This is a genomic window from Streptomyces sp. NPDC012474, assembly GCF_042955185.1.
GTDB classification, from domain to species: domain Bacteria; phylum Actinomycetota; class Actinomycetes; order Streptomycetales; family Streptomycetaceae; genus Streptomyces; species Streptomyces cahuitamycinicus.
The window spans coordinates 477,606-496,519 of sequence record NZ_JBIBEP010000001.1 but is presented as its reverse complement, the minus strand read 5'-3'; the positions used below and the strand labels follow the sequence as shown (position 1 = coordinate 496,519).

General features: G+C 70.9%; 13 protein-coding genes and 1 pseudogene. All 14 read right to left on the bottom strand.

The features are described from left to right. Nucleotides 1-161: 161 nt before the first annotated feature. Complete coding sequence (locus tag ACFY9S_RS02180) at nt 162-4,364, bottom strand: Rne/Rng family ribonuclease (protein WP_391121623.1); 4,203 nt, start codon at nt 4,362-4,364, stop codon at nt 162-164. 260 nt (nt 4,365-4,624) lie between these two features. Continuing rightward, nucleotides 4,625-5,407, bottom strand: coding sequence for a TIGR03936 family radical SAM-associated protein (locus ACFY9S_RS02175; protein ID WP_391121620.1), 783 nt, complete (start codon nt 5,405-5,407; stop codon nt 4,625-4,627). Nucleotides 5,408-5,455: 48 nt separating this feature from the next. Further along, on the bottom strand, nt 5,456-6,661 hold the full coding sequence (locus ACFY9S_RS02170; protein WP_391121617.1) for a hypothetical protein: 1,206 nt from the start codon (nt 6,659-6,661) through the stop codon (nt 5,456-5,458). A gap of 99 nt (nt 6,662-6,760) precedes the next feature. After that, nucleotides 6,761-6,928, bottom strand: a pseudogene (locus ACFY9S_RS02165) (GNAT family N-acetyltransferase); the annotation flags it as partial. A gap of 24 nt (nt 6,929-6,952) precedes the next feature. Beyond that, entirely contained in the window at nt 6,953-7,207 is a 255-nt protein-coding gene (locus ACFY9S_RS02160) for a helix-turn-helix domain-containing protein (protein ID WP_391121614.1), read from the bottom strand. Continuing rightward, nucleotides 7,207-7,704 carry a DUF2975 domain-containing protein gene (locus ACFY9S_RS02155; RefSeq protein ID WP_391121611.1) on the bottom strand — a complete coding sequence of 166 codons (498 nt, stop codon included), beginning with the start codon at nt 7,702-7,704 and terminating at the stop codon, nt 7,207-7,209. The genes ACFY9S_RS02160 and ACFY9S_RS02155 overlap by 1 nt, the downstream gene beginning before the upstream one ends. Nucleotides 7,705-8,174: 470 nt before the next feature. Further along, a complete protein-coding gene (locus tag ACFY9S_RS02150) occupies nt 8,175-10,139 on the bottom strand; it encodes a TIGR03960 family B12-binding radical SAM protein (RefSeq protein WP_391121608.1) in 1,965 nt (654 codons plus the stop codon). An 87-nt stretch (nt 10,140-10,226) separates the two neighbouring features. Beyond that, nucleotides 10,227-11,732 (bottom strand): CHAD domain-containing protein, encoded by a 1,506-nt coding sequence (locus ACFY9S_RS02145; protein ID WP_391121605.1) that lies wholly within the window; start codon nt 11,730-11,732, stop codon nt 10,227-10,229. 55 nt (nt 11,733-11,787) lie between these two features. Then, entirely contained in the window at nt 11,788-12,990 is a 1,203-nt protein-coding gene (gene rodA / locus ACFY9S_RS02140) for a rod shape-determining protein RodA (RefSeq protein WP_391121602.1), read from the bottom strand. Continuing rightward, nucleotides 12,987-15,227: a penicillin-binding protein 2 gene (gene mrdA / locus ACFY9S_RS02135; RefSeq protein WP_391121599.1), complete on the bottom strand. Its 2,241-nt coding sequence runs from the start codon at nt 15,225-15,227 to the stop codon at nt 12,987-12,989. The genes rodA and mrdA overlap by 4 nt, the downstream gene beginning before the upstream one ends. A gap of 148 nt (nt 15,228-15,375) precedes the next feature. Then, nucleotides 15,376-16,050 (bottom strand): rod shape-determining protein MreD, encoded by a 675-nt coding sequence (mreD, locus tag ACFY9S_RS02130; RefSeq protein ID WP_391121596.1) that lies wholly within the window; start codon nt 16,048-16,050, stop codon nt 15,376-15,378. Between the two features lie 13 nt (nt 16,051-16,063). Next, on the bottom strand, nt 16,064-17,011 hold the full coding sequence (gene mreC / locus ACFY9S_RS02125) for a rod shape-determining protein MreC (protein WP_391121593.1): 948 nt from the start codon (nt 17,009-17,011) through the stop codon (nt 16,064-16,066). A 144-nt stretch (nt 17,012-17,155) separates the two neighbouring features. Further along, a complete protein-coding gene (locus ACFY9S_RS02120; protein ID WP_004001297.1) occupies nt 17,156-18,175 on the bottom strand; it encodes a rod shape-determining protein in 1,020 nt (339 codons plus the stop codon). A gap of 275 nt (nt 18,176-18,450) precedes the next feature. Further along, nucleotides 18,451-18,864, bottom strand: a complete 414-nt coding sequence (gene ndk / locus ACFY9S_RS02115) for a nucleoside-diphosphate kinase (protein WP_062926842.1) — start codon at nt 18,862-18,864, stop codon at nt 18,451-18,453. Nucleotides 18,865-18,914: the final 50 nt, after the last annotated feature.

The following is an 18,914-nucleotide window of genomic DNA, read 5'->3' as shown; positions in this document are numbered from 1 at the left end:
GGATGTGACGTGTCAGTCGACACGCCGACGGTCAAGGTTACGGGGCCACGGGCGAAGGGGTCAAACCGAGCCCGGCCCGCCACCTGTGCGACCGGTCACGCCGGTCGCGTCCCCCGGGGCGTACGCGGGTTCGCGCACGCCCCGGGGGACGTCGAGGCCGGTCAGCCCTCGTCGGTCGAGGCCGAGACGGAGGCCCCGGAGGACGCCGACTGCTCCGCCGCCACGGTCTTCTTCGACGCGGTCTTCTTGGCGGCGGTCTTGGTGGTCTTGGCCGCCTTCTTGGCCGTCGTCTTCTTGGCGGCGGTCTTCTTCGCCGCGGTCTTCTTGGTGGTGGCGGTGGTGGCGGCCTTCTTGGCCGTGGCCTTCTTCGCCGTCTTGCGGGCCGTCTTCTTGGCGGGGGCCGACTCCTCGGCGGTCTCCGCCGTAACGGCACCGTCGGACTCGGCAGCCTGCGGGGCCTCCGCGGACACGGCCTCCCCGGACGCGGCCTCCTCGGACGTGGCCGACGGGACGACCACGACGGCCGTCTCCTCGGACGCCGTGGACACCGTGGGCTTGCGCACCGCACGGCGCCGCGGACGGGCCGGTGCGGCGCTCTCGGCGGGCGCCTCGGGCTGTCCGGCGGGCTCGGGCGCCTCGGCCTCGGCCTCGGGCACCGCCGGTGCGGTCTCGGCGACCGTCACCACGGCCGCCTCGGCCCCCGCCGGAGAACCGGCCGGAGCGGACACCTTGCGGGTGGCCCGCCGCCGGGTACGGCCCTTGGGCGCGGCGTCCTCGACCGGAGCGACCGGAGCGGCCGAAGCCTCCGGAGCGGCCTGCGCGGCCTCGACCACCGGGTCCTCCACGGCCATCGGCTCGGCCTGCGCCTCCACGGCCGTCTCCGGCTGCACCGGACGGGCGACCTCCTGCTCGGCGGTCACGTCCTGAGCCGTCGGCACCTCGGCCTCGGCCTGCTCGGCCCTGCCCCGGCCGCGCCGGGCCCTGCCCCGGCCCTGCTCGGCCTCAGGCTCCGCCGCCTCACCCCGCGGGGCGCCCGCCGGAGCCGACACCCGCCGGCTCGCCCGGCGTCGCGACCGGCCACGGCCGGCCGCGGCCTCCGCCTCGGCGGCGCTGCTGTACAGCTCCTCGTCGGGCTCGAAGACGGGCTCGGGCAGCGCGATCGGCTCGGCGACCTCGGCTCCGACCTCGGCCTCCGTCTCGGCCTCCTGCTCGGCGGTCTCGACGGCGGCCTCGTGCACGTGCGGCTGCTCACCGGCGCCGGCACGCGCGCGCTTCTTGCGCTTGCCGCCGCCTCCCGGGGCCGTCGGCTGCTCCATGTGCACGATGACACCGCGGCCGTTGCAGTGGACACAGGTCTCGGAGAAGGACTCCAGCAGGCCCTGTCCGACCCGCTTGCGGGTCATCTGCACGAGCCCCAGCGAGGTCACTTCCGCGACCTGGTGCTTCGTACGGTCCCGGCCCAGGCACTCCAGCAGGCGCCGCAGCACCAGGTCCCGGTTGGACTCCAGCACCATGTCGATGAAGTCGATGACGATGATGCCGCCGAGGTCGCGCAGCCGCAGCTGACGCACGATCTCCTCGGCCGCCTCCAGGTTGTTCCTGGTGACGGTCTCCTCGAGGTTGCCGCCCTGGCCGGTGAACTTGCCGGTGTTGACGTCGACGACGACCATCGCCTCGGTCCGGTCGATCACCAGCGAACCGCCGCTGGGCAGCCACACCTTGCGGTCCAGGGCCTTGGCGAGCTGCTCGTCGATCCGGTACGTGGCGAAGACGTCGACCTCGGAGGTCCACTTCGACAGCCGCTCGGCGAGGTCCGGCGCGACGTGCGAGACGTACCCGTGGATGGTCGACCACGCCTCGTCGCCGCTGACGACGACCTTGGAGAAGTCCTCGTTGAAGATGTCGCGCACGACCCGGACGGTCATGTCCGGCTCGCCGTACAGCAGCGTCGGCGCGTTGCCGTTCTTGGCCTTCTTCTGGATGTCCTCCCACTGCTGCTGCAGCCGCTCGACGTCCCGGCGCAGCTCGTCCTCGCTCGCGCCCTCGGCGGCGGTGCGCACGATCACGCCCGCGTCCTCGGGGACGATCTTCTTGAGGATGGTCTTCAGCCGGGACCGCTCGGTGTCGGGCAGCTTGCGGCTGATGCCGGTCATGGAGCCCTCGGGCACGTACACGAGGTAGCGGCCCGGCAGGGAGACCTGGCTGGTCAGACGGGCGCCCTTGTGGCCGATGGGGTCCTTCGTCACCTGGACGAGCACGGACTGGCCGGACTTCAGGGCGGACTCGATGCGGCGCGGTCCGTTGGCCATGCCCAGCGCCTCGAAGTTGACCTCACCGGCGTACAGCACGGCGTTGCGGCCCTTGCCGATGTCGATGAAGGCGGCCTCCATCGACGGCAGCACGTTCTGCACCTTGCCGAGGTAGACGTTGCCGACGTACGAGGTCGACTGCTCCTTGTTGACGTAGTGCTCGACGAGCACGTTGTCCTCGAGGACGCCGATCTGCGTGCGGTCGCCGTGCTGGCGGACGACCATCACGCGCTCGACGGCCTCGCGGCGGGCCAGGAACTCCGCCTCGGTGATGATCGGGACGCGACGGCGGCCCTGCTCGCGGCCTTCGCGGCGACGCTGCTTCTTGGCCTCCAGACGGGTCGAGCCCTTGATGGACTGCACCTCGTCGGACGGCTCGGCCTTGGGGCGGGGCTCGCGGACCTTGACGACCGTGCGCTCGGGGTCGTCCTCGGAGGGCTCGGACTCGGTGCCCGAGTCTCCGGCGCGGCGGCGGCGACGGCGGCGACGGCGGCTGTTGCTGGAGCCCCCACCGGACTCGTCGCGGTCGGTGGCGTCCTCGGAGTCCTCGTCGTCCTCCTCGGCGCCGTCCTCGGAGTCCTGCGCGGCGCTCTCGGAATCGGCGTCCTCGCCGCCCTCACCGTCGGAGTCGGCGGACTCACCGCGCCTGCGGCGGCGTCCGCCCCGGCGACGGCGGCGGCGCGAGCCGGTGCCCTCGGACTCGTCCTGGTCGTCGCCGTCGGCCTGGTCCTCGGCGGACTCGTCGGCCTCCTCCGCCTCGTCGACGGTGGTGTCGGCGGCGGTGGTGTCGGCGGCGGCCTCAGAGGCCTGAGCCTGGGCCTGGGCCTCCGAGTCGTCGCCGGCGCCCCGGCGCCGACGCCGGCGACGCGAACCGCCGGCCGGCTCCTCGCGCTGGGCCTCGGCCGGTGCGAACTCCTCGGGCTCCTCGGGCTCCTCGGGCTCCGCTGTCCCGGCCGCTTCGGCGGCGGCAGCGGCGGCGGCCCGCTCCGGCGTCTGGAACTGGGGCTCGGTGAAGACGGGCGCCTGGAACAGCGCGACGGCGGGCCGCTTCGGACGCGAGGGCGACTCGCTCTCGCCGTCGGCCGCATCCGCGGACACCCGGGCGGCGGCCTTCGAGGCCCGCGCGCCCTTGGCGGGCTGAGCGGGCTCGGCGAAGCCGCCGGCGGCCCGGCGCACGGCCCTGCGGCGGCGCCGCGGACCGGTCTCCTCGGCCGCCTCGGCAGCGCTTTCGGCGGAGACCTCGGCAGCGGGGGCGGGCTCGGCGGCAGCGGGCTCGGAGGCGGTGGCCTCGGACGCGCGGGCGGGCTCGGCGGCGGGGTTCTCGGTCACAGGTGCCTTCGCCTCCTCGGCGTTCCCTTCCACCGCGTCCGCGGCGGAAGGCGCCCCGGCAGGCGCGGACGCCCGCCGCGAGGCACGCCGGCGAGTCCGACGCGGAGCAGCCTCTTCAGCGGCCTCGGCACCTTCGGCGGCGCCCTCGGCCACGACCGCCGGCTCCGGGCCGTCGGCCTCCGCCGGAGCCGCGACCGTCTCGGCGGCCTCCGCCGGAACGGCGGCGGGCGAGGTCACGGTACGCGTGGCCCGGCGCCGGCTGCGCTTGGGCGCGGCGTCCTCGGACACTTCGGCCGGGGCGGTGGCCTCGGCCGGCTCGGCGACGGGAGTGCCGGCGGTCACCGAGACCACGGTCTCGGCGCCCTCCGCCGCCTCCGGAGCGCCGGCAGGTGCGGAGGCACGGCGCACGGCGCGACGCCGCTTGGGCGGGGCGGGCGCGACAGCCTCATCGCTCTCGACAGCCGCGGGAGCCTTGCCCGTCTCTGAAGCCCTGGCTGCCTCGGCAGCGGCTTCTTCGACTTCGTCGGTCTCCACGACGTCAGCCGCGAGATCCTCGGCCTCGGCGGCCGGTATGGCCGGCGTGACGGTCTCCACCGGTGCGTCGGAAGACGCACCGGTGGGCGGACCCGCCGGGCGGGACGCGGCACGCCGCCGCCGACGAGGCGGCAGGGTGTCGCTGGGAGTGTTCTGTTCGGAACCCTCTGTGGGTTCGGTCGGTTCGAGCATGCGGGCTTATCTCCCGTCAGGCTCCCGGGCGCCGCACCTGGTCCGGCGATGCCGGTGACGTCCGCGGCGCGCGCTGTGCGCGTTCGCCGCCGTCCGGGGCGCGGGCGCCGCACGGGAGCTCTCTGTGTCCTGTCTCGCCGGTTCCGTACGCCGAATGCGTACGGCCTGGCGAAAGTCTTCTGGTCGGTGCGCTGCCCGACCCAGGTGGCTCCCGAGTCCGAGGGCGGCGCTACGACATCCGTCCCTACGCGGGACCTTCCTTACGCCGACGCCGTCGCGGCGGCAGTCGGTGCGGCCGTTGGGTTGGCCTCGACTGCCTCGCGGTCGGGCGCGAGCGGGTCGGTCACCGTGCCGGTCTCTTCATCGAACAGCCCCTGCGCCAGCCTGGTCACCCCTGCGGGGACCGGCGGCGCCAGGTCGGCCACGGCGCGAAGACCGGACAGGACGTCGTCGGGTCGTACGGCAGGCGTCACGTGCCGAACAACCAGCCGCAGTATCGCACAGGGCTGGTCGGTCGGCCTATCAGCCCGCGAACTGTGCGTTTCCGTGAGGTCGTGGACCTCCAGGCCCGCCACGGCGGAACGGGCGTCGAACGTGCGGACGCCGTTCTTCGCGCGGCGCTGGACCTCGACGGTCTCGGCCGCGATGAAGGCGTCCGCCGCGCGGCGGGCCTCCTGCGGCGGCACTCCGTCCAGCCGGACCTCCCAGACGGAAGCCGTCAGCCGGTCGGCGAGCCCCGAGGTGCGGGCCTCGACCGCCTCGATGATGTCGAGACCCGAGGGCATCGACTCGTCGAGGAGAACCCTCAGCTGCTCCGGGTCGCGGGGCGCGGTGAGGGCGATCTCCAGGTATTCCGCCTCACTGCCCGTGCCGGTGGGTGCGGCATTGGCGTACGACACCTTCGGGTGCGGTGTGAAACCCGCCGAGTAGGCCATCGGCACCTCGGCACGGCGCAACGCACGCTCGAAGGCGCGTTGGAAGTCACGGTGGCTGGTGAACCGGAGGCGGCCGCGCTTGGTGTAGCGCAGTCGGATGCGCTGCACCGCGGGTGCGGGCGGCGGGCCTTCGGGCTGTCGCTTGCCCAGTGTCGTTCAGTCCTTCGTGAGAGCGGTCGTACTGCTACCTAGAGTACGTGGCTCGCGCTCCGATGGTTCCCTCCGGTCGACCGGCTGCGGCTGCCGCGGCGCGCCGAAGAGCATCCGCCGGAAGTCGGCGCGGGCCTGGCGTACGGACTCCCGGGCGCCGGCCAGCGCCTCTCGGGTGGCCCGCCGCACACTGCGGGCGGCCTCGGCTACGGGCCGCAGCACGGCGTCCCGTACGACGTGCCCGACGGGCGTCAGCACGCTGCGGTACACCCACCGCACCGGTTCGACGAAGATCCACCGCAAGAGGGTGCCGAGCAGGCGCCCGACAGCGAGCGAGATGTGCCCGGCGACACGCCAGGCGTGGCGGAGGGCGTCCCACACCTCCCGCCCGATGACGGCGAGGACGCGTCCGGCCGGCGCGAGGATCCAGCGCCAGAGGGCGAGCGCGGGCAGGACGAACAGGATGCGGGCGATCCAGTAGAGGCCCGTGCCGATACCGGTGACGATCATCCTCAGCAGCCACACGAGCCCCTTACCGCACCAGGCGACCGCGCGGCCGACGGGAGCGAGCAGCCAGGTGTACAGCCATACGGCGGGTACGACGACGAGGTACGTCGCGAGCCACGCCAGGGCCGTCCAGACACCGATGCCGAGCGCGGCGAGCCCGGCGCCGATCCCCTTCAGAACCCACATCACCGCGTGCCCGACGGGCGTGAGCAGGCAGGCGTACACCCAGCCGAGCGCGGCTCCCACACTCCTGACGATCCAACCGGCTCCGGCACCGACACCCCGGGCGGCCCACGCGATCGCATGGCCCACGGGGGTCAGCACACACCGGTAGAGCCACACCAGCGGCACGACGACGAGGACGTGGCCGAGCCATCCGAGGGCCTTGCCCACCGGGACGACGACGTAACGCCACAGTCCCACGAACGGCCAGACGAACACCGCCCGCCCGAGCCACAGCAGCGCCCGGCCGAGCGGCCGGAGCAGGGTGTCGTTCAGGAGCCGTCCGGCCACGACGAGCGCGTCCCACAGCATCCGCACGGGGACGACCAGGACGAGCACGATGATCCGCACGGGAATCCGGATCGCGACGGCGAGACACCCCTCCGGCGCCTCGGGCTCGCGCCGGACAGTCGGCTCGGCCGGCCGCTCGCGCGGATCGACCCGCGTCTCGGAACCCTCGCGGGGTCGTTTCTCCAGATCCATACCGTCGTAGACGCCTTCAGTGCCCCATCCGGATCCAGCACCGCACAGACCCGCCCCGTTCTCCCGCAGTTCCCCCACTCAGTCGCAAGATCATACGGCTCATGCGCGGGTGAATCGTGCCTGGAGCAGCCGGGGTGACTCCTGGAAGCCGCTACGGGCGTAGGCGGGGACTGCCCGCGGACTGGAGTGCACGGTCACGCGTTCCAGCCCGAGCTCGCGCGCCCCGTCCAGGACGGCCCGGATGAGCCGCGCGCCCAGCCCGCCGTGCCGGGCGGATGCCGTTGTTCTCCATCAGGCCATCGTCGAGTCGGCCGTCGAGTCGGGCGCAGGGCCGGCCGGCGTCTCCGTCTCCCAGCGCAGCAGATCCCCCGGCTGGCACTCCAGCACCTCGCACAGCGCGGCGAGGGTCGAGAAGCGGACCGCCTTGGCGCGGCCGTTCTTGAGGACCGCCAGGTTGGCGGGGGTGATGCCGACGCGTTCCGCCAGTTCGCCCACGGACATCTTGCGCTTGGCCAGCATCACGTCGATGTCGACGGCGATGGGCATCAGATGACCTCTTCCAGCTCGGCCTGCATCTGGTTCGCCTCGATGTCGCGTGCGACAGCCTGCGCGAGCAGCATCCGCAGTACGAGCACGATCAGCGCGACGCCCAGTACGGCCACGACGACCCCGCACAGCAGAAGGACCACCCCCGGAGCCACCGCCTCGCCCGGCGCGAGCACGGCCGCGAGCGCGAAGACCAGCAGGGCGGCCGCCACGAACGCGCCGATCACGATGTGCACGTAGCGGAAGGCGGCGGTGGAGAACACCGTCCCCCGACGCACCATCGTCACCAGCCGCCACACGCAGACCACGACGACCTGTGCCGTCACGACACCCAGGACCGTGATCACCAGGATCGGGGTGCGCAGATACGCGTACTCGGGCCTGAGCCCGTTCATGTCGACGGCCAGCAGCGGCACCATCACCCCCTGCACGAACAACGATCCGGCAAGCAGCACCACGAGCACCCCGCGCAATCCCGCCACGGCCAGCTTCCCCATCACCACTCCTTCGATCGAACCACGATGTAAATCTATCGAGATTCGATAGATGACACAAGATGGGTGCCCCAAGGGAAGGACGATCGCGGAAGGAGGCTGCCGTGCCGGACGACGGCTCCCCCAGCACGCATTCTGAACTGGGGGAACCTGGCCGGGCCGATCCCCCGGGGGAGCGTCACCAACCCGGCCTGCTCAGCGAGTCCCCCTCAGAACGGACCCGTCACCCCCGGGTTCTCGCGCGAGACAAGCACCCGGTGTCACCACGCAGCCCGCACCGTGCAAGGACGTCATCGAGCGCCGGCACTGCTGAGCCCCCTCCGAGTCGAAGGGGGCTCAGCAGTCACCAGAAACGCTTCAGCGAGGCTCCGAGGGCCTCAGACCCACTGCAGCTCAGAGTGGATAGCCGCAGCCCCTCCAGGGCCCGGCAGAGGCGCCAGGGCATCCATCACCCGAACGAGTGCGTCACCACCTCAGTGCGAGTGCCCGCTCGGCGTCGGCGCCGCGTCCTTGACCGTCAGAGGCAGCAGCTTCTTGCCCGTCGGGCCGATCTGGATGCTCGTGTCCATCTGCGGACACACCCCACAATCGAAGCACGGCGTCCAGCGGCAGTCGTCGACCTCGGTCTCGTCGAGGGCGTCCTGCCAGTCCTCCCAGAGCCAGTCCTTGTCCAGGCCGGAGTCGAGGTGGTCCCAGGGGAGGACCTCCTCGTAGGTGCGCTCGCGGGTGGTGTACCAGTCGACGTCGACACCGAACGGGGCGAGGGCCTTGTCGGCGCAGGCCATCCAGCGGTCGTACGAGAAGTGCTCGCGCCAGCCGTCGAAGCGGCCGCCGTCGTCGTAGACCGCGCGGATGACCGCGCCGATGCGGCGGTCGCCCCGGGAGAGGAGGCCCTCGACGATGCCGGGCTTGCCGTCGTGGTAGCGGAAGCCGATGGAGCGGCCGTACTTCTTGTCGCCGCGGATCTTGTCGCGCAGCTTCTGCAGACGTTCGTCCGTCTCCTCGGCGGAGAGCTGCGGGGCCCACTGGAAGGGCGTGTGCGGCTTGGGAACGAAGCCGCCGATCGAGACCGTGCAGCGGATGTCGTTGGAGCGGGAGACCTCGCGGCCCTTGGCGATGACCTTCGTCGCCATCTCGGCGATCTGCAGGACGTCGTCGTCGGTCTCCGTCGGCAGGCCGCACATGAAGTACAGCTTCACCTGGCGCCAGCCGTTGCCGTACGCCGTCGCGACCGTGCGGATCAGGTCGTCCTCGGAGACCATCTTGTTGATGACCTTGCGGATGCGTTCCGAGCCGCCCTCGGGGGCGAAGGTGAGGCCGGAGCGGCGGCCGTTCCTGGTCAGCTCGTTCGCCAGGTCGATGTTGAAGGCGTCCACGCGGGTGGAGGGGAGCGACAGGCCGATCTTGTCGTCCTCGTAGCGGTCGGCGAGGCCCTTGGCGATGTCGCCGATCTCCGTGTGATCGGCGGAGGAGAGGGACAGCAGGCCGACCTCCTCGAAGCCGGTGGCCTTCAGGCCCTGCTCGACCATGTCGCCGATGCCCGTGATGGAGCGCTCGCGCACCGGGCGGGTGATCATTCCGGCCTGGCAGAAGCGGCAGCCGCGGGTGCAGCCGCGGAAGATCTCCACGGACATGCGCTCGTGGACCGTCTCGGCCAGCGGAACCAGCGGCTGCTTCGGGTACGGCCACTCGTCGAGGTCCATGACGGTGTGCTTGGACACGCGCCACGGGACGCCGCTGCGCTTCGGCACGACACGGGCGATACGGCCGTCCGGCAGGTACTCGACGTCGTAGAAGCCGGGGACGTACACGCCACCCGTCTTCGCCAGACGGAAGAGGAGCTCTTCGCGGCCGCCCGGGCGGCCCTCGGCCTTCCAGGCGCGGACGATCGCGGTGATCTCCAGGACCGCCTGTTCACCGTCGCCGATCACGGCGCAGTCGATGAAGTCGGCGATCGGCTCGGGGTTGAACGCCGCGTGGCCGCCGGCCAGGACGATCGGGTCGTCCAGGCCGCGGTCCTTGGCCTCCAGGGGGATGCCGGCCAGGTCGAGGGCGGCCAGCATGTTCGTGTAGCCCAGCTCCGTGGAGAAGGACAGGCCGAACACGTCGAAGGCCTTCACGGGCCGGTGGCTGTCCACCGTGAACTGCGGGACGTGGTGCTCCCGCATGAGCTCCTCGAGGTCGGGCCACACGCTGTACGTGCGCTCGGCGAGGACGCCCTGCTGCTCGTTGAGCACCTCGTAGAGGATCATGACGCCCTGGTTGGGCAGACCGACCTCGTAGGCGTCCGGGTACATGAGCGCCCAGCGGACGTCGCAGGAGTCCCAGTCCTTGACCGTGGAGTTGAGCTCTCCGCCGACGTACTGGATCGGCTTCTGCACATGCGGGAGCAGAGCTTCGAGCTGCGGGAAGACCGACGCAGCGACTTCGGCAGGCATGTCGCGCACCTTCGTGAGCTGGACTGAACTGACAGGGGTGACCATCCAGACTAACGCGATCGCGGGGCGCCTCCGTACGCCGGAAGGTCAGAGGTCCGTCGCACCGTCCTTGATCTCTTCCCAGAACCCGGGCAGTTCGGCTTCCGCGCGCACCGCCCGCTGCTCCTCGCGCTCGTGGAGCAGGCCGTAGGTGAAGGCGCTCTCCCCCGCCGCGTGGGCGACCGCCGACAGCTCTCGCAGGGCTTGCCGGGCCATCACGCTGTCCTGGTGTTCGCCGAGCAGGTTCTGCAGCGCCTTCATGGACTTGACCATGGTCTTGGCCGGCTTGCCGAGGACGGGCTCGGCCGCCTCCGCGGCGTAGCGGGTGCGCTTGGTCTTCTTGCGGGCCTCGTGCAGTGCGGCGTCCCGGTCGGTGCCGGGTTTCAGGTCCGCCGCCCGCCCAATCAGCCCGGACACCTTGCGGAAGTCCTTCCGTACGGCCCGGGTGATCGGCTTGCGGGGCGCCTTGCCGGCCGCCTTCAGCAGTGGCGGGTCGGCGAGCAGCGCGTCGAGGGTGTCGAGGAGGGTGAGGTAGCGGCGGGAGTCCAGGACGCCGAGGAGGCGGCCGCGGGCCCCGCGGTGCTCGGCGCTGGACCAGGAGTGCAGGCGTTCCGCGACCGGGCCGCGGACCAGGTTGTCGGGCACCTCGTCGAGGGCGGCCTTCAGCCGGTCGGTCAGCACCTCGCGGTCCCGGTCCAGGCCCAGCTCGCCGGCGAGCCACTTCAGCTCGTCGCCGACGGGGTCGGTGGCGGTCCGGTCGAGGATCTCGCCGAACGACTTGAAGGTGCTGCGCAGCCGGCGGATCGCGACGCGCATGCTGTGCACGGCGTCCTCGGCGTCACGGCGGACGGCGGGGTCGAGCTCGACGATGGCGTCCCGCTGAGTGCGCGCGTAGGCGAGCACATGGTCTGCGGCGGTCACCGGTTCCCGGGCGGGGGCGGTCCTGCGCCGCTTGCCCGGTGCCGTCTCCTCCAGGGCGCGGGCCAGCTTCGACGACGACGCCGAAGGTCGTACGCCCGCCTTGCGCAGCCGCTTCTCCGCCTTGTCGAGCAGGGCCGGGTCTCCCCCGTCGGCGAGCTCCACCTCGATCTCGGTCCACTGCGCTGTGCCGCCGCGTCCCGTGAGCCGCTCGGCACGGACGGTGTCCAGGCTCACCTCGGCGAGCAGCAGGCCGTCCGCGTCGAGCAGGTGGCGTACGTCGCGGTCGGAGCGCAGCCGGACGACCGGCAGCAGTTCGCTGTCGCGGACCCGGGAGCGGACCAGCGCGGCGAGGTCGTCGGGGAGGGTGTCGGAGAGCGGGGCGTGGATCTCGTCGCGGACGTGCGGGGCGATCGGGAACTTCAGGTGCCAGCCGGCGTCGGAACCGCCGGTGCGGCGGCGCAGGGTGACGGACGACGCGGCGAGGCGTTCGTCGCCGGTGTCGTAGTAGGTGGCGTCGAGGTGGGCCACACCCTTGTCGACGACGGCCGCGACCCCGCCGACTCCGGTCAGGTCGGGCAGTCCGCTGTCCGCCGACTCGTACTTCCGCTCGATCTCGCGCTTGCTGTCCGCCATGTACCGAATCTAGTCGGCCGGGGCGCGGGGCGGCAGAGGGCCACCCCACGCGGGGTCAGGCCGACATCGGTCGTTGCACCCGGATGGACTGGAGCAAGCCCACCGCTATCCACACGGCGAACATCGACGATCCGCCGTATGACACGAACGGCAGGGGCAGGCCGGTGACCGGCATGATGCCGAGCGTCATGCCGACGTTCTCGAACGTCTGGAAGGCGAACCAGGCGACGATGCCCGCGGCCACGATCGTGCCGTACAGGTCCGTGGTCTCCCGGGCGATGCGGCAGGCCCGCCACAGGACGATGCCGAGGAGCACGATGATCAGGCCTCCGCCGAGGAAGCCCAGTTCTTCGCCTGCGACGGTGAAGACGAAGTCCGTCTGCTGTTCGGGGACGAACTGGCCGGTGGTCTGCGAGCCGTGGAAGAGGCCGGAGCCGGTCAGGCCTCCCGAACCGATGGCGATGCGGGCCTGGTTGGTGTTGTAGCCGACGCCGGCCGGGTCGAGCTCGGGGTTGGCGAAGGCGGCGAAGCGGGCGATCTGGTAGTCGTCGAGCACGCCGATCTGCCAGACGGTGACCGCGCCGAGGGTGCCCGCGCCGAGCAGGCCGAACACCCAGCGGTTGGACGCCCCGGAGGCCAGCAGCACGCCGAGCACGATGATGACCATCACCATGACCGACCCGAGGTCGGGCATCAGCATGACGATCAGCATGGGCACGGCGGCCAGACCGAGCGCCTGCACGACGGTGCGGTGGTCGGGGTACTGCTTGTCGCCCGCGTCGACCCGGGCCGCCAGCAGCATCGCCATGCCCAGGATGATCGTGACCTTGACGAACTCCGAAGGCTGGAGCGAGAAGCCGCCGGGCAGCTTGATCCAGGAGTGGGCGCCGTTGATGGTGGAGCCGAGCGGGGTCAGCACCAGCAGGATCAGCAGCACCGAGAAGCCGTAGAGGACGGGCACGGCTGTGCGCAGGGCGCGGTGGCCGAGCCAGATCGTGGCGGCCATCAGGGTGAGGCCGATGCCGGTGTTCAGCAGGTGCCGGACGAGGAAGTAGTACGGGTCGCCCTGGTTGAGCTCCGTGCGGTTGCGGGTGGCCGAGTAGACGAGGAGTGTGCCGAGCAGCGACAGGGCCGTCGCCGACAGCAGGATCGGCCAGTCGAGCCGACGCGCCACCGAGTCGCGGGCCAGCAGCCGCGTCCAGCCGGAGCGCTCGGGCCCGTAGCCGGAGACCTGGAAGCTGTTCACACCGCCGGTCATGCTGGCAACCTCCGGCTTCCCCGGCGGCGGCGCCTTCGGGTGTCACGGTTCTCCGGCGTCGGCGGGGCGGCCGTCGCCGGCTGGAGGGGGTCCGGGGCGTTCGGGTCCTTCTTGTCGGGCTTCTGGTCCTTGGCCGGGTCCTTGGAGACCTTCGGGGAGCTGATGGTGCCGTCCGTCTTGACCTTCGGCAGGGCCTTCTGCGGGGTCGACAGCAGGGCCTTCGCGGGGTCGATGGCGCCGTCCTCGGAGACGCCGTACAGCGCGTTGTAGATGTTGCGGACTGCGGGGCCCGAGGCGCCGGAGCCCGTACCGCCCTGGGAGATCGTCATGACGATCGAGTAGTCCTTGGTGTACGTGGCGAACCAGGAGGTCGTCTGCTTGCCGTAGACCTCCGCCGTACCGGTCTTGGCGTGCATCGGGATCTTGTCCTGCGGCCAGCCGCCGAACCTCCAGGCGGCCGTACCGCGGGTGGCGACTCCCGCGAGGGCTTCGTCTATCTCGTCGCGGGTCTTCTGGGTCATGGGCAGCTTGCCGTGCGACTCGGGCTTGATCGGCGTGACGGTCTTGCCGTCGGCGCTGATGACGGCCTTGCCGACGGAGGGGTGGTAGAGGGTGCCGCCGTTGGAGATGGCCGAGTAGATGGTGGCCATCTGGATGGGTGTGACGAGCGTGTCGCCCTGGCCGATGGAGTAGTTGACGGAGTCACCGGCGCGCAGGCGGTTGCCTTCGAGGCAGTTCTCGTAGGCGATCTTCTCGGCGTAGCTGCCGTTGCGTTTGCCGGTGCGGCACCAGGCGTCCTTGTTGGCCTTCCAGTAGTCGAGCTTCCACTGGCGGTCGGGGACGCGGCCGGTGACCTCGTTGGGCAGGTCGATGCCGGTTTCCTTGCCGAGGCCGAACTGGTGGGCGGTCTTGTAGAACCAGTCGTTGGCGTTCTTCTTCGGCTTGGTGCCGCCGTCGCGCTTCCACTCCTCGTGGGAGAGCCGGTAGAAGACGGTGTCGCAGGAGACCTCCAGGGCGCGGCCGAGGCTGATGGGGCCGTGGCTCTGGGATTCGAAGTTCTTGAAGACCTGGCCGCCGATCGAGTACGAGCTGGAGCACTGGTACGGGCCGTTGAAGGAGTAGCCCGCGTTGACCGCGGCGGCCGTCGGGATGACCTTGAAGATGGAGCCGGGGGCCGACTGGCCCTGGATGGCGCGGTTGAGCAGCGGGTAGTTGGAGCTCTTGCCGGTGAGGCGGGTGTAGTCCTTGGCGGAGATGCCGCCGACCCAGGCGTTCGGGTCGTACGTGGGGTTCGAGGCCATGGCGACGACGCGGCCGGTCTTGGCCTCCATCACCACGACGGCACCGGAGTCGGCCTTGTAGTTGGTGCCGGTGTTCCGGTCGTGCTGTTTGCGGGCTTCCTTCATCGCCTCGTTCAGCTGGTACTCGGCGATCCGCTGGACCCTGGAGTCGATGCTGGTGACGAGGTTGTCGCCGGGGTGGGCCGGGTCGGCCTCGGCCTGGCCGATGACCCGGCCGAGGTTGTCGACCTCGTAGCGGGTGACGCCGGCCTTGCCGCGCAGCGCCTTGTCGTACTGGCGTTCCAGGCCCGAGCGGCCGACCTGGTCGGAGCGCAGGTAGGGCGAGTTGGTGTTCTGCGCCTTCTTGATCTCCTCGTCGGTGACCGGCGAGAGGTAGCCGAGGACCTGGGCGGTGTTGGCCTTGCCGGGGCTCGGGTAGCGGCGCACGGCCTCGGGCTCGGCGGTGATGCCGGGGAAGTCCTCGGCGCGCTCGCGGATCTGGAGGGCCTGCTTGGCGGTGGCTTCGTCGGTGATGGGGATGGGCTGGTAGGGCGAGCCGTTCCAGCAGGGCTGCGGTGTCTTGGCGTCACACAGCCGGACCTTCTCCTGGACCTCCTCGGGCGTCATGCCGAGGACCTTGGCGAGCTTGGCGAGGACGTCCTTGCCGTCGTTCTTCATCTTCAGCAGGTCGGTGCGCGAGGCGGAGACCACCAGCCGCGTCTCGTTGTCCGCGAGGGCCACGCCACGGGCGTCCAGGATCGAGCCGCGGACGGCCGGCTGGACGACCTGCTGGACGTGGTTGCCCGAGGCCTCCTTGGCGTATGCGGCGCCCTCGCGGATCTGGAGGTACCAGAGGCGTCCGCCGAGGGTGAGCAGGAGGGAGAGGACGAGGACCTGGATGACGACGAGCCGGATCTGGACTCGTGAGTTCCGGCCGGTCTCGGGAATGTTGGTCACTGCGGCTGCCTCCCCCTCTCGGTGCGCGTACGGGTGTGCGGGGCCGGCGGTCTGCCGGGGCACGGCTGTGCGGTGTCGAGTGATGAACGCCCGGCCCACGAGCAGGCGTTCCTACTGGACCGACCCGTTCGGGTGAACTTCCCTGCGTTCACAGCCGCTTGACCCCCTTGATGCGTCCGGCGCGCGCCATCCGCGCCCGGGCGGCCTTCACGCGCAGCCCGTTGCGCTGGCTGCCGATCTTCAGTCCGGTGCCGCCGGAGAGCCAGCCGGAGGAGATGTCCGTGGCCTTGGCCGCGGCCGAGGTCGACTCGGCGAGCGGATCGTTCTCGGCGCGCCGCGCCAGGGCCATGATCCCCGGCACGACGAAGGGGGCGAGCAGCAGGTCGTACAGGGCGGCCGTGAACAGCAGGCTGCCGAGGCCCACATGGCGGGCGGCGGTGTCCCCGACGAGGGCGCCGACCCCCGCGTACAGCAGGGTGGAGCCGACCGCGGCGGCGACCACCACGGCCATGGGGCCGGTCGCGGACTTCAGCTGGCCCGTCTCGGGTTTGGCCAGGCCCGCGAGGTAGCCGATGACGCACAGCACGAGGGCGTAGCGCCCGGCGGCGTGGTCGGCGGGCGGGGCCAGGTCGGCGAGCAGGCCCGCGCCGAAACCGACGAGGGCGCCGCCCACGTGCCCGTACACCAGCGCGAGGCCGAGCACGGTGAGCAGCAGCAGATCGGGCACGGCGCCCGGCAGATGGAGGCGGGCGAGGACGCTGACCTGGATCACCAGGGCGACGACGACCAGGGCGGAGGAGAGCAGGATCCGGTTGACGCGCATGGGGTGACAGCTCCTACTGCTCTTGCTGGTTCTGGCCGTCCACGGGCGCCTCGGGGGACGGCGTCACGGTCACCGTCACCGTCGGCCTCGGGGTGGGCTTGGGCTTGGGCGGGAGCACCGTGTCACGCGGGTCCTTCTTCGGGGCCTCGACGACGACACCGACGATGTCGAGCTTGGTGAAGGCGGCGTACGGCGTGACGTAGAGGGTGCGGGTCAGGCCGCCGCCCGAGGGGTCCACGCGGGAGACCACGCCGACGGGCACGCCGGGCACGAACGGCCGGTCGGCCTGGGAGCCGAAGGTGACCAGGCGGTCGCCCTTCTTCACCTCCGCCTTGCCGTTGAGGAGTTCGACGCGCAGTGGGCGGTCGCCCTGCCCGGACGCGAAGCCGAGTTCGTCGCCGGACTCCATCCGGGTGCCGACCGTGAAGTCGGGGTCGCTGGCCAGCAGGACCGTGGCGGTGTTGGGTCCGACGGTGGTGACACGGCCGACGAGCCCGTCCCCGTTCAGGACGGTCATGTCGCGCTTGATGCCGTCGTTGGCGCCGACGTCGATGGTGATGGTCCAGGAGAAGCCCTGCGCGGCTCCGATGGCGATGACCTCGGCACCCTTGATGCCGTACTGGCCCTGGCCTGCGATCTTCAGCATCTTGTCGAGCTGCTTGAGGCGGCTGCGGCTGCGGTCGTCGCTGCCGAGGCGGGCCTTCAGGGCCGCGTTCTCCTCTTCCAGCGCGGCGAGCCGGTCGTGCCGTTCGCCGGAGTCGCGGATGGCGGAGACCGCGTTGCCGACCGGGTCGACCGCGGCCGAGACGCCGCTCTCGATCGGGCCGAAGACCGTCGCCGCGCCCTGCCGGGCACCGTCGACGGGCGAGTCCTCCCCACCGCGGATGTCCACCGTGATCAACGCGAACGCGATGGCGATCAGCAGCACCAGGAGCAGCCGGCTCTCTCGTGTGTCCCTCACGTGCGGCGGCCGTGCCCTTCCTCATAGGAATTCGGGAAGCCCCAGGGAAACCCGAGGGGCTGCTTTGTGGGAGCTTATGTCTCTATATCAACGATCCGCCGTACGAGAGGAGATCGTCCCGTACGGCGGAATCGAAGAGTTATGTCATCTGCGCGGCTGGGCGTCCAGCACCTGCTGCAGCGCTTCGAACTCCTCGACGCACTTTCCGGATCCGAGCGCCACGCTGTCCAACGGGTCCTCGGCGATGTGGATCGGCATGCCGGTCTCCCGGCGCAGCCGCTCGTCGAGACCCCGCAGCAGCGCCCCGCCGCCGGTCAGAACGATTCCTCGGTCCATGATGTCGCCGGACAGCTCCGGCGGACATTTGTCGAGGGTCGTCTTGACCGCGTCGACGATCGCGTTGACCGGCTCCTCGATCGCCTTGCGGACTTCGGCGGCGGAGATGACGACGGTCTTCGGCAGCCCGGAGACGAGATCCCGGCCGCGGATTTCGGTGTGCTCGTCGGAGTCGAGGTCGTACGCCGAACCGATCGTGATCTTGATCTGCTCGGCCGTGCGCTCACCCAGCAGAAGGGAGTACTCCTTCTTGATGTGCTGGATGATCGCGTTGTCCAGTTCGTCGCCCGCGACACGGATGGACTGGGCGGTGACGATGCCGCCGAGGGAGATGACCGCGACCTCCGTGGTGCCGCCGCCGATGTCGACCACCATGTTGCCCGTGGCCTCGTGGACCGGCAGGCCGGAGCCGATGGCCGCGGCCATGGGCTCCTCGATGATGTGCACCTGACGAGCGCCGGCCTGGGACGACGCCTCGATGACGGCGCGGCGCTCGACGCCCGTGATGCCCGAGGGCACACAGACGACGACCCGCGGACGAGCCAGATACCGCCGCTTGTGGATCTTCAGAATGAAGTAACGGAGCATCCGCTCGGTGATCTCGAAGTCGGCGATCACGCCGTCCTTCAGTGGACGCACGGCAACGATGTTGCCGGGCGTGCGCCCGATCATCTTCTTCGCTTCGGCGCCGACCGCGAGGATGCCACCGGTGTTGGTGTTGATCGCGACGACGGACGGCTCATTGAGTACGATCCCGCGACCCCTGACGTACACCAGCGTGTTGGCGGTCCCGAGGTCGACAGCCATGTCACGGCCGATGAACGACATTGAGTTCCCCATCAGGATTCGTCTGGCCTTCCCACTAGCTTTGAGGGCTTTTCAGGTAGGCAAAGGTGGGTGCTGTGACGTGAAGGCTTCCATCGTAGACGCGCCTTCGCGAACACTGCGGGAGGGTCTCCGCCATTGTCAGCAGATGCCGTCCGCATTCGCTTCTGGAGACGGGCGTTCGGGGACCATCGTTCCCTCGATCGCCACGCATATGCCGCAAAGCCCAGGGGGCCTCGGCCCCCTGGCCTTCCGAATGTGCTGGTGAGGTGCGGGCGCTACGCCCGGCCGGGGAAGAAAATCTTCACCTCGCGCTCGGCGGACTCCTCGGAGTCGGAGGCGTGGATCAGGTTCTCCCGGACGATCACACCGAAGTCGCCGCGGATGGAGCCGGGGGCGGCGGCGATCGGGTCGGTCGGGCCGGCGAGCGCGCGCACCCCTTCGATGACCCGCTCACCCTCGACGATCAGCGCCACGACCGGGCCGGAGGCCATGAACTCCACCAGCGGCTCGTAGAAGGGCTTCCCCTTGTGCTCGCCGTAGTGCTGCTCCAGCGTGTCCTGGTCCAGCGTGCGCAGCTCCAGCGCGGTGATCGTCCAGCCCGCCTTGCGCTCGATGCGGCTGATGATCTCGCCGGTCAGACCGCGACGGACGGCGTCGGGCTTGAGGAGGACGAGGGTGCGCTGGCTCACGACGGGCTCCTTGTACGTAAAGGTTGAGCGGTGGGACGAGGTTACCCGGC

Coding starts and splice junctions, on each gene's coding strand:
- ACFY9S_RS02155 (WP_391121611.1), bottom strand. CDS start 7,704: ATGGGGAAGCTGGCCGTGGCGGGATTGCGCGGGGTGCTCGTGGTGCTG.
- mreD (WP_391121596.1), bottom strand. CDS start 16,050: ATGCGCGTCAACCGGATCCTGCTCTCCTCCGCCCTGGTCGTCGTCGCC.
- ACFY9S_RS02180 (WP_391121623.1), bottom strand. CDS start 4,364: ATGCTCGAACCGACCGAACCCACAGAGGGTTCCGAACAGAACACTCCC.
- ACFY9S_RS02160 (WP_391121614.1), bottom strand. CDS start 7,207: ATGCCCATCGCCGTCGACATCGACGTGATGCTGGCCAAGCGCAAGATG.
- rodA (WP_391121602.1), bottom strand. CDS start 12,990: ATGACCGGCGGTGTGAACAGCTTCCAGGTCTCCGGCTACGGGCCCGAG.
- ACFY9S_RS02145 (WP_391121605.1), bottom strand. CDS start 11,732: ATGGCGGACAGCAAGCGCGAGATCGAGCGGAAGTACGAGTCGGCGGAC.
- ACFY9S_RS02150 (WP_391121608.1), bottom strand. CDS start 10,139: ATGCCTGCCGAAGTCGCTGCGTCGGTCTTCCCGCAGCTCGAAGCTCTG.
- ACFY9S_RS02170 (WP_391121617.1), bottom strand. CDS start 6,661: ATGGATCTGGAGAAACGACCCCGCGAGGGTTCCGAGACGCGGGTCGAT.
- ACFY9S_RS02120 (WP_004001297.1), bottom strand. CDS start 18,175: ATGTCGTTCATCGGCCGTGACATGGCTGTCGACCTCGGGACCGCCAAC.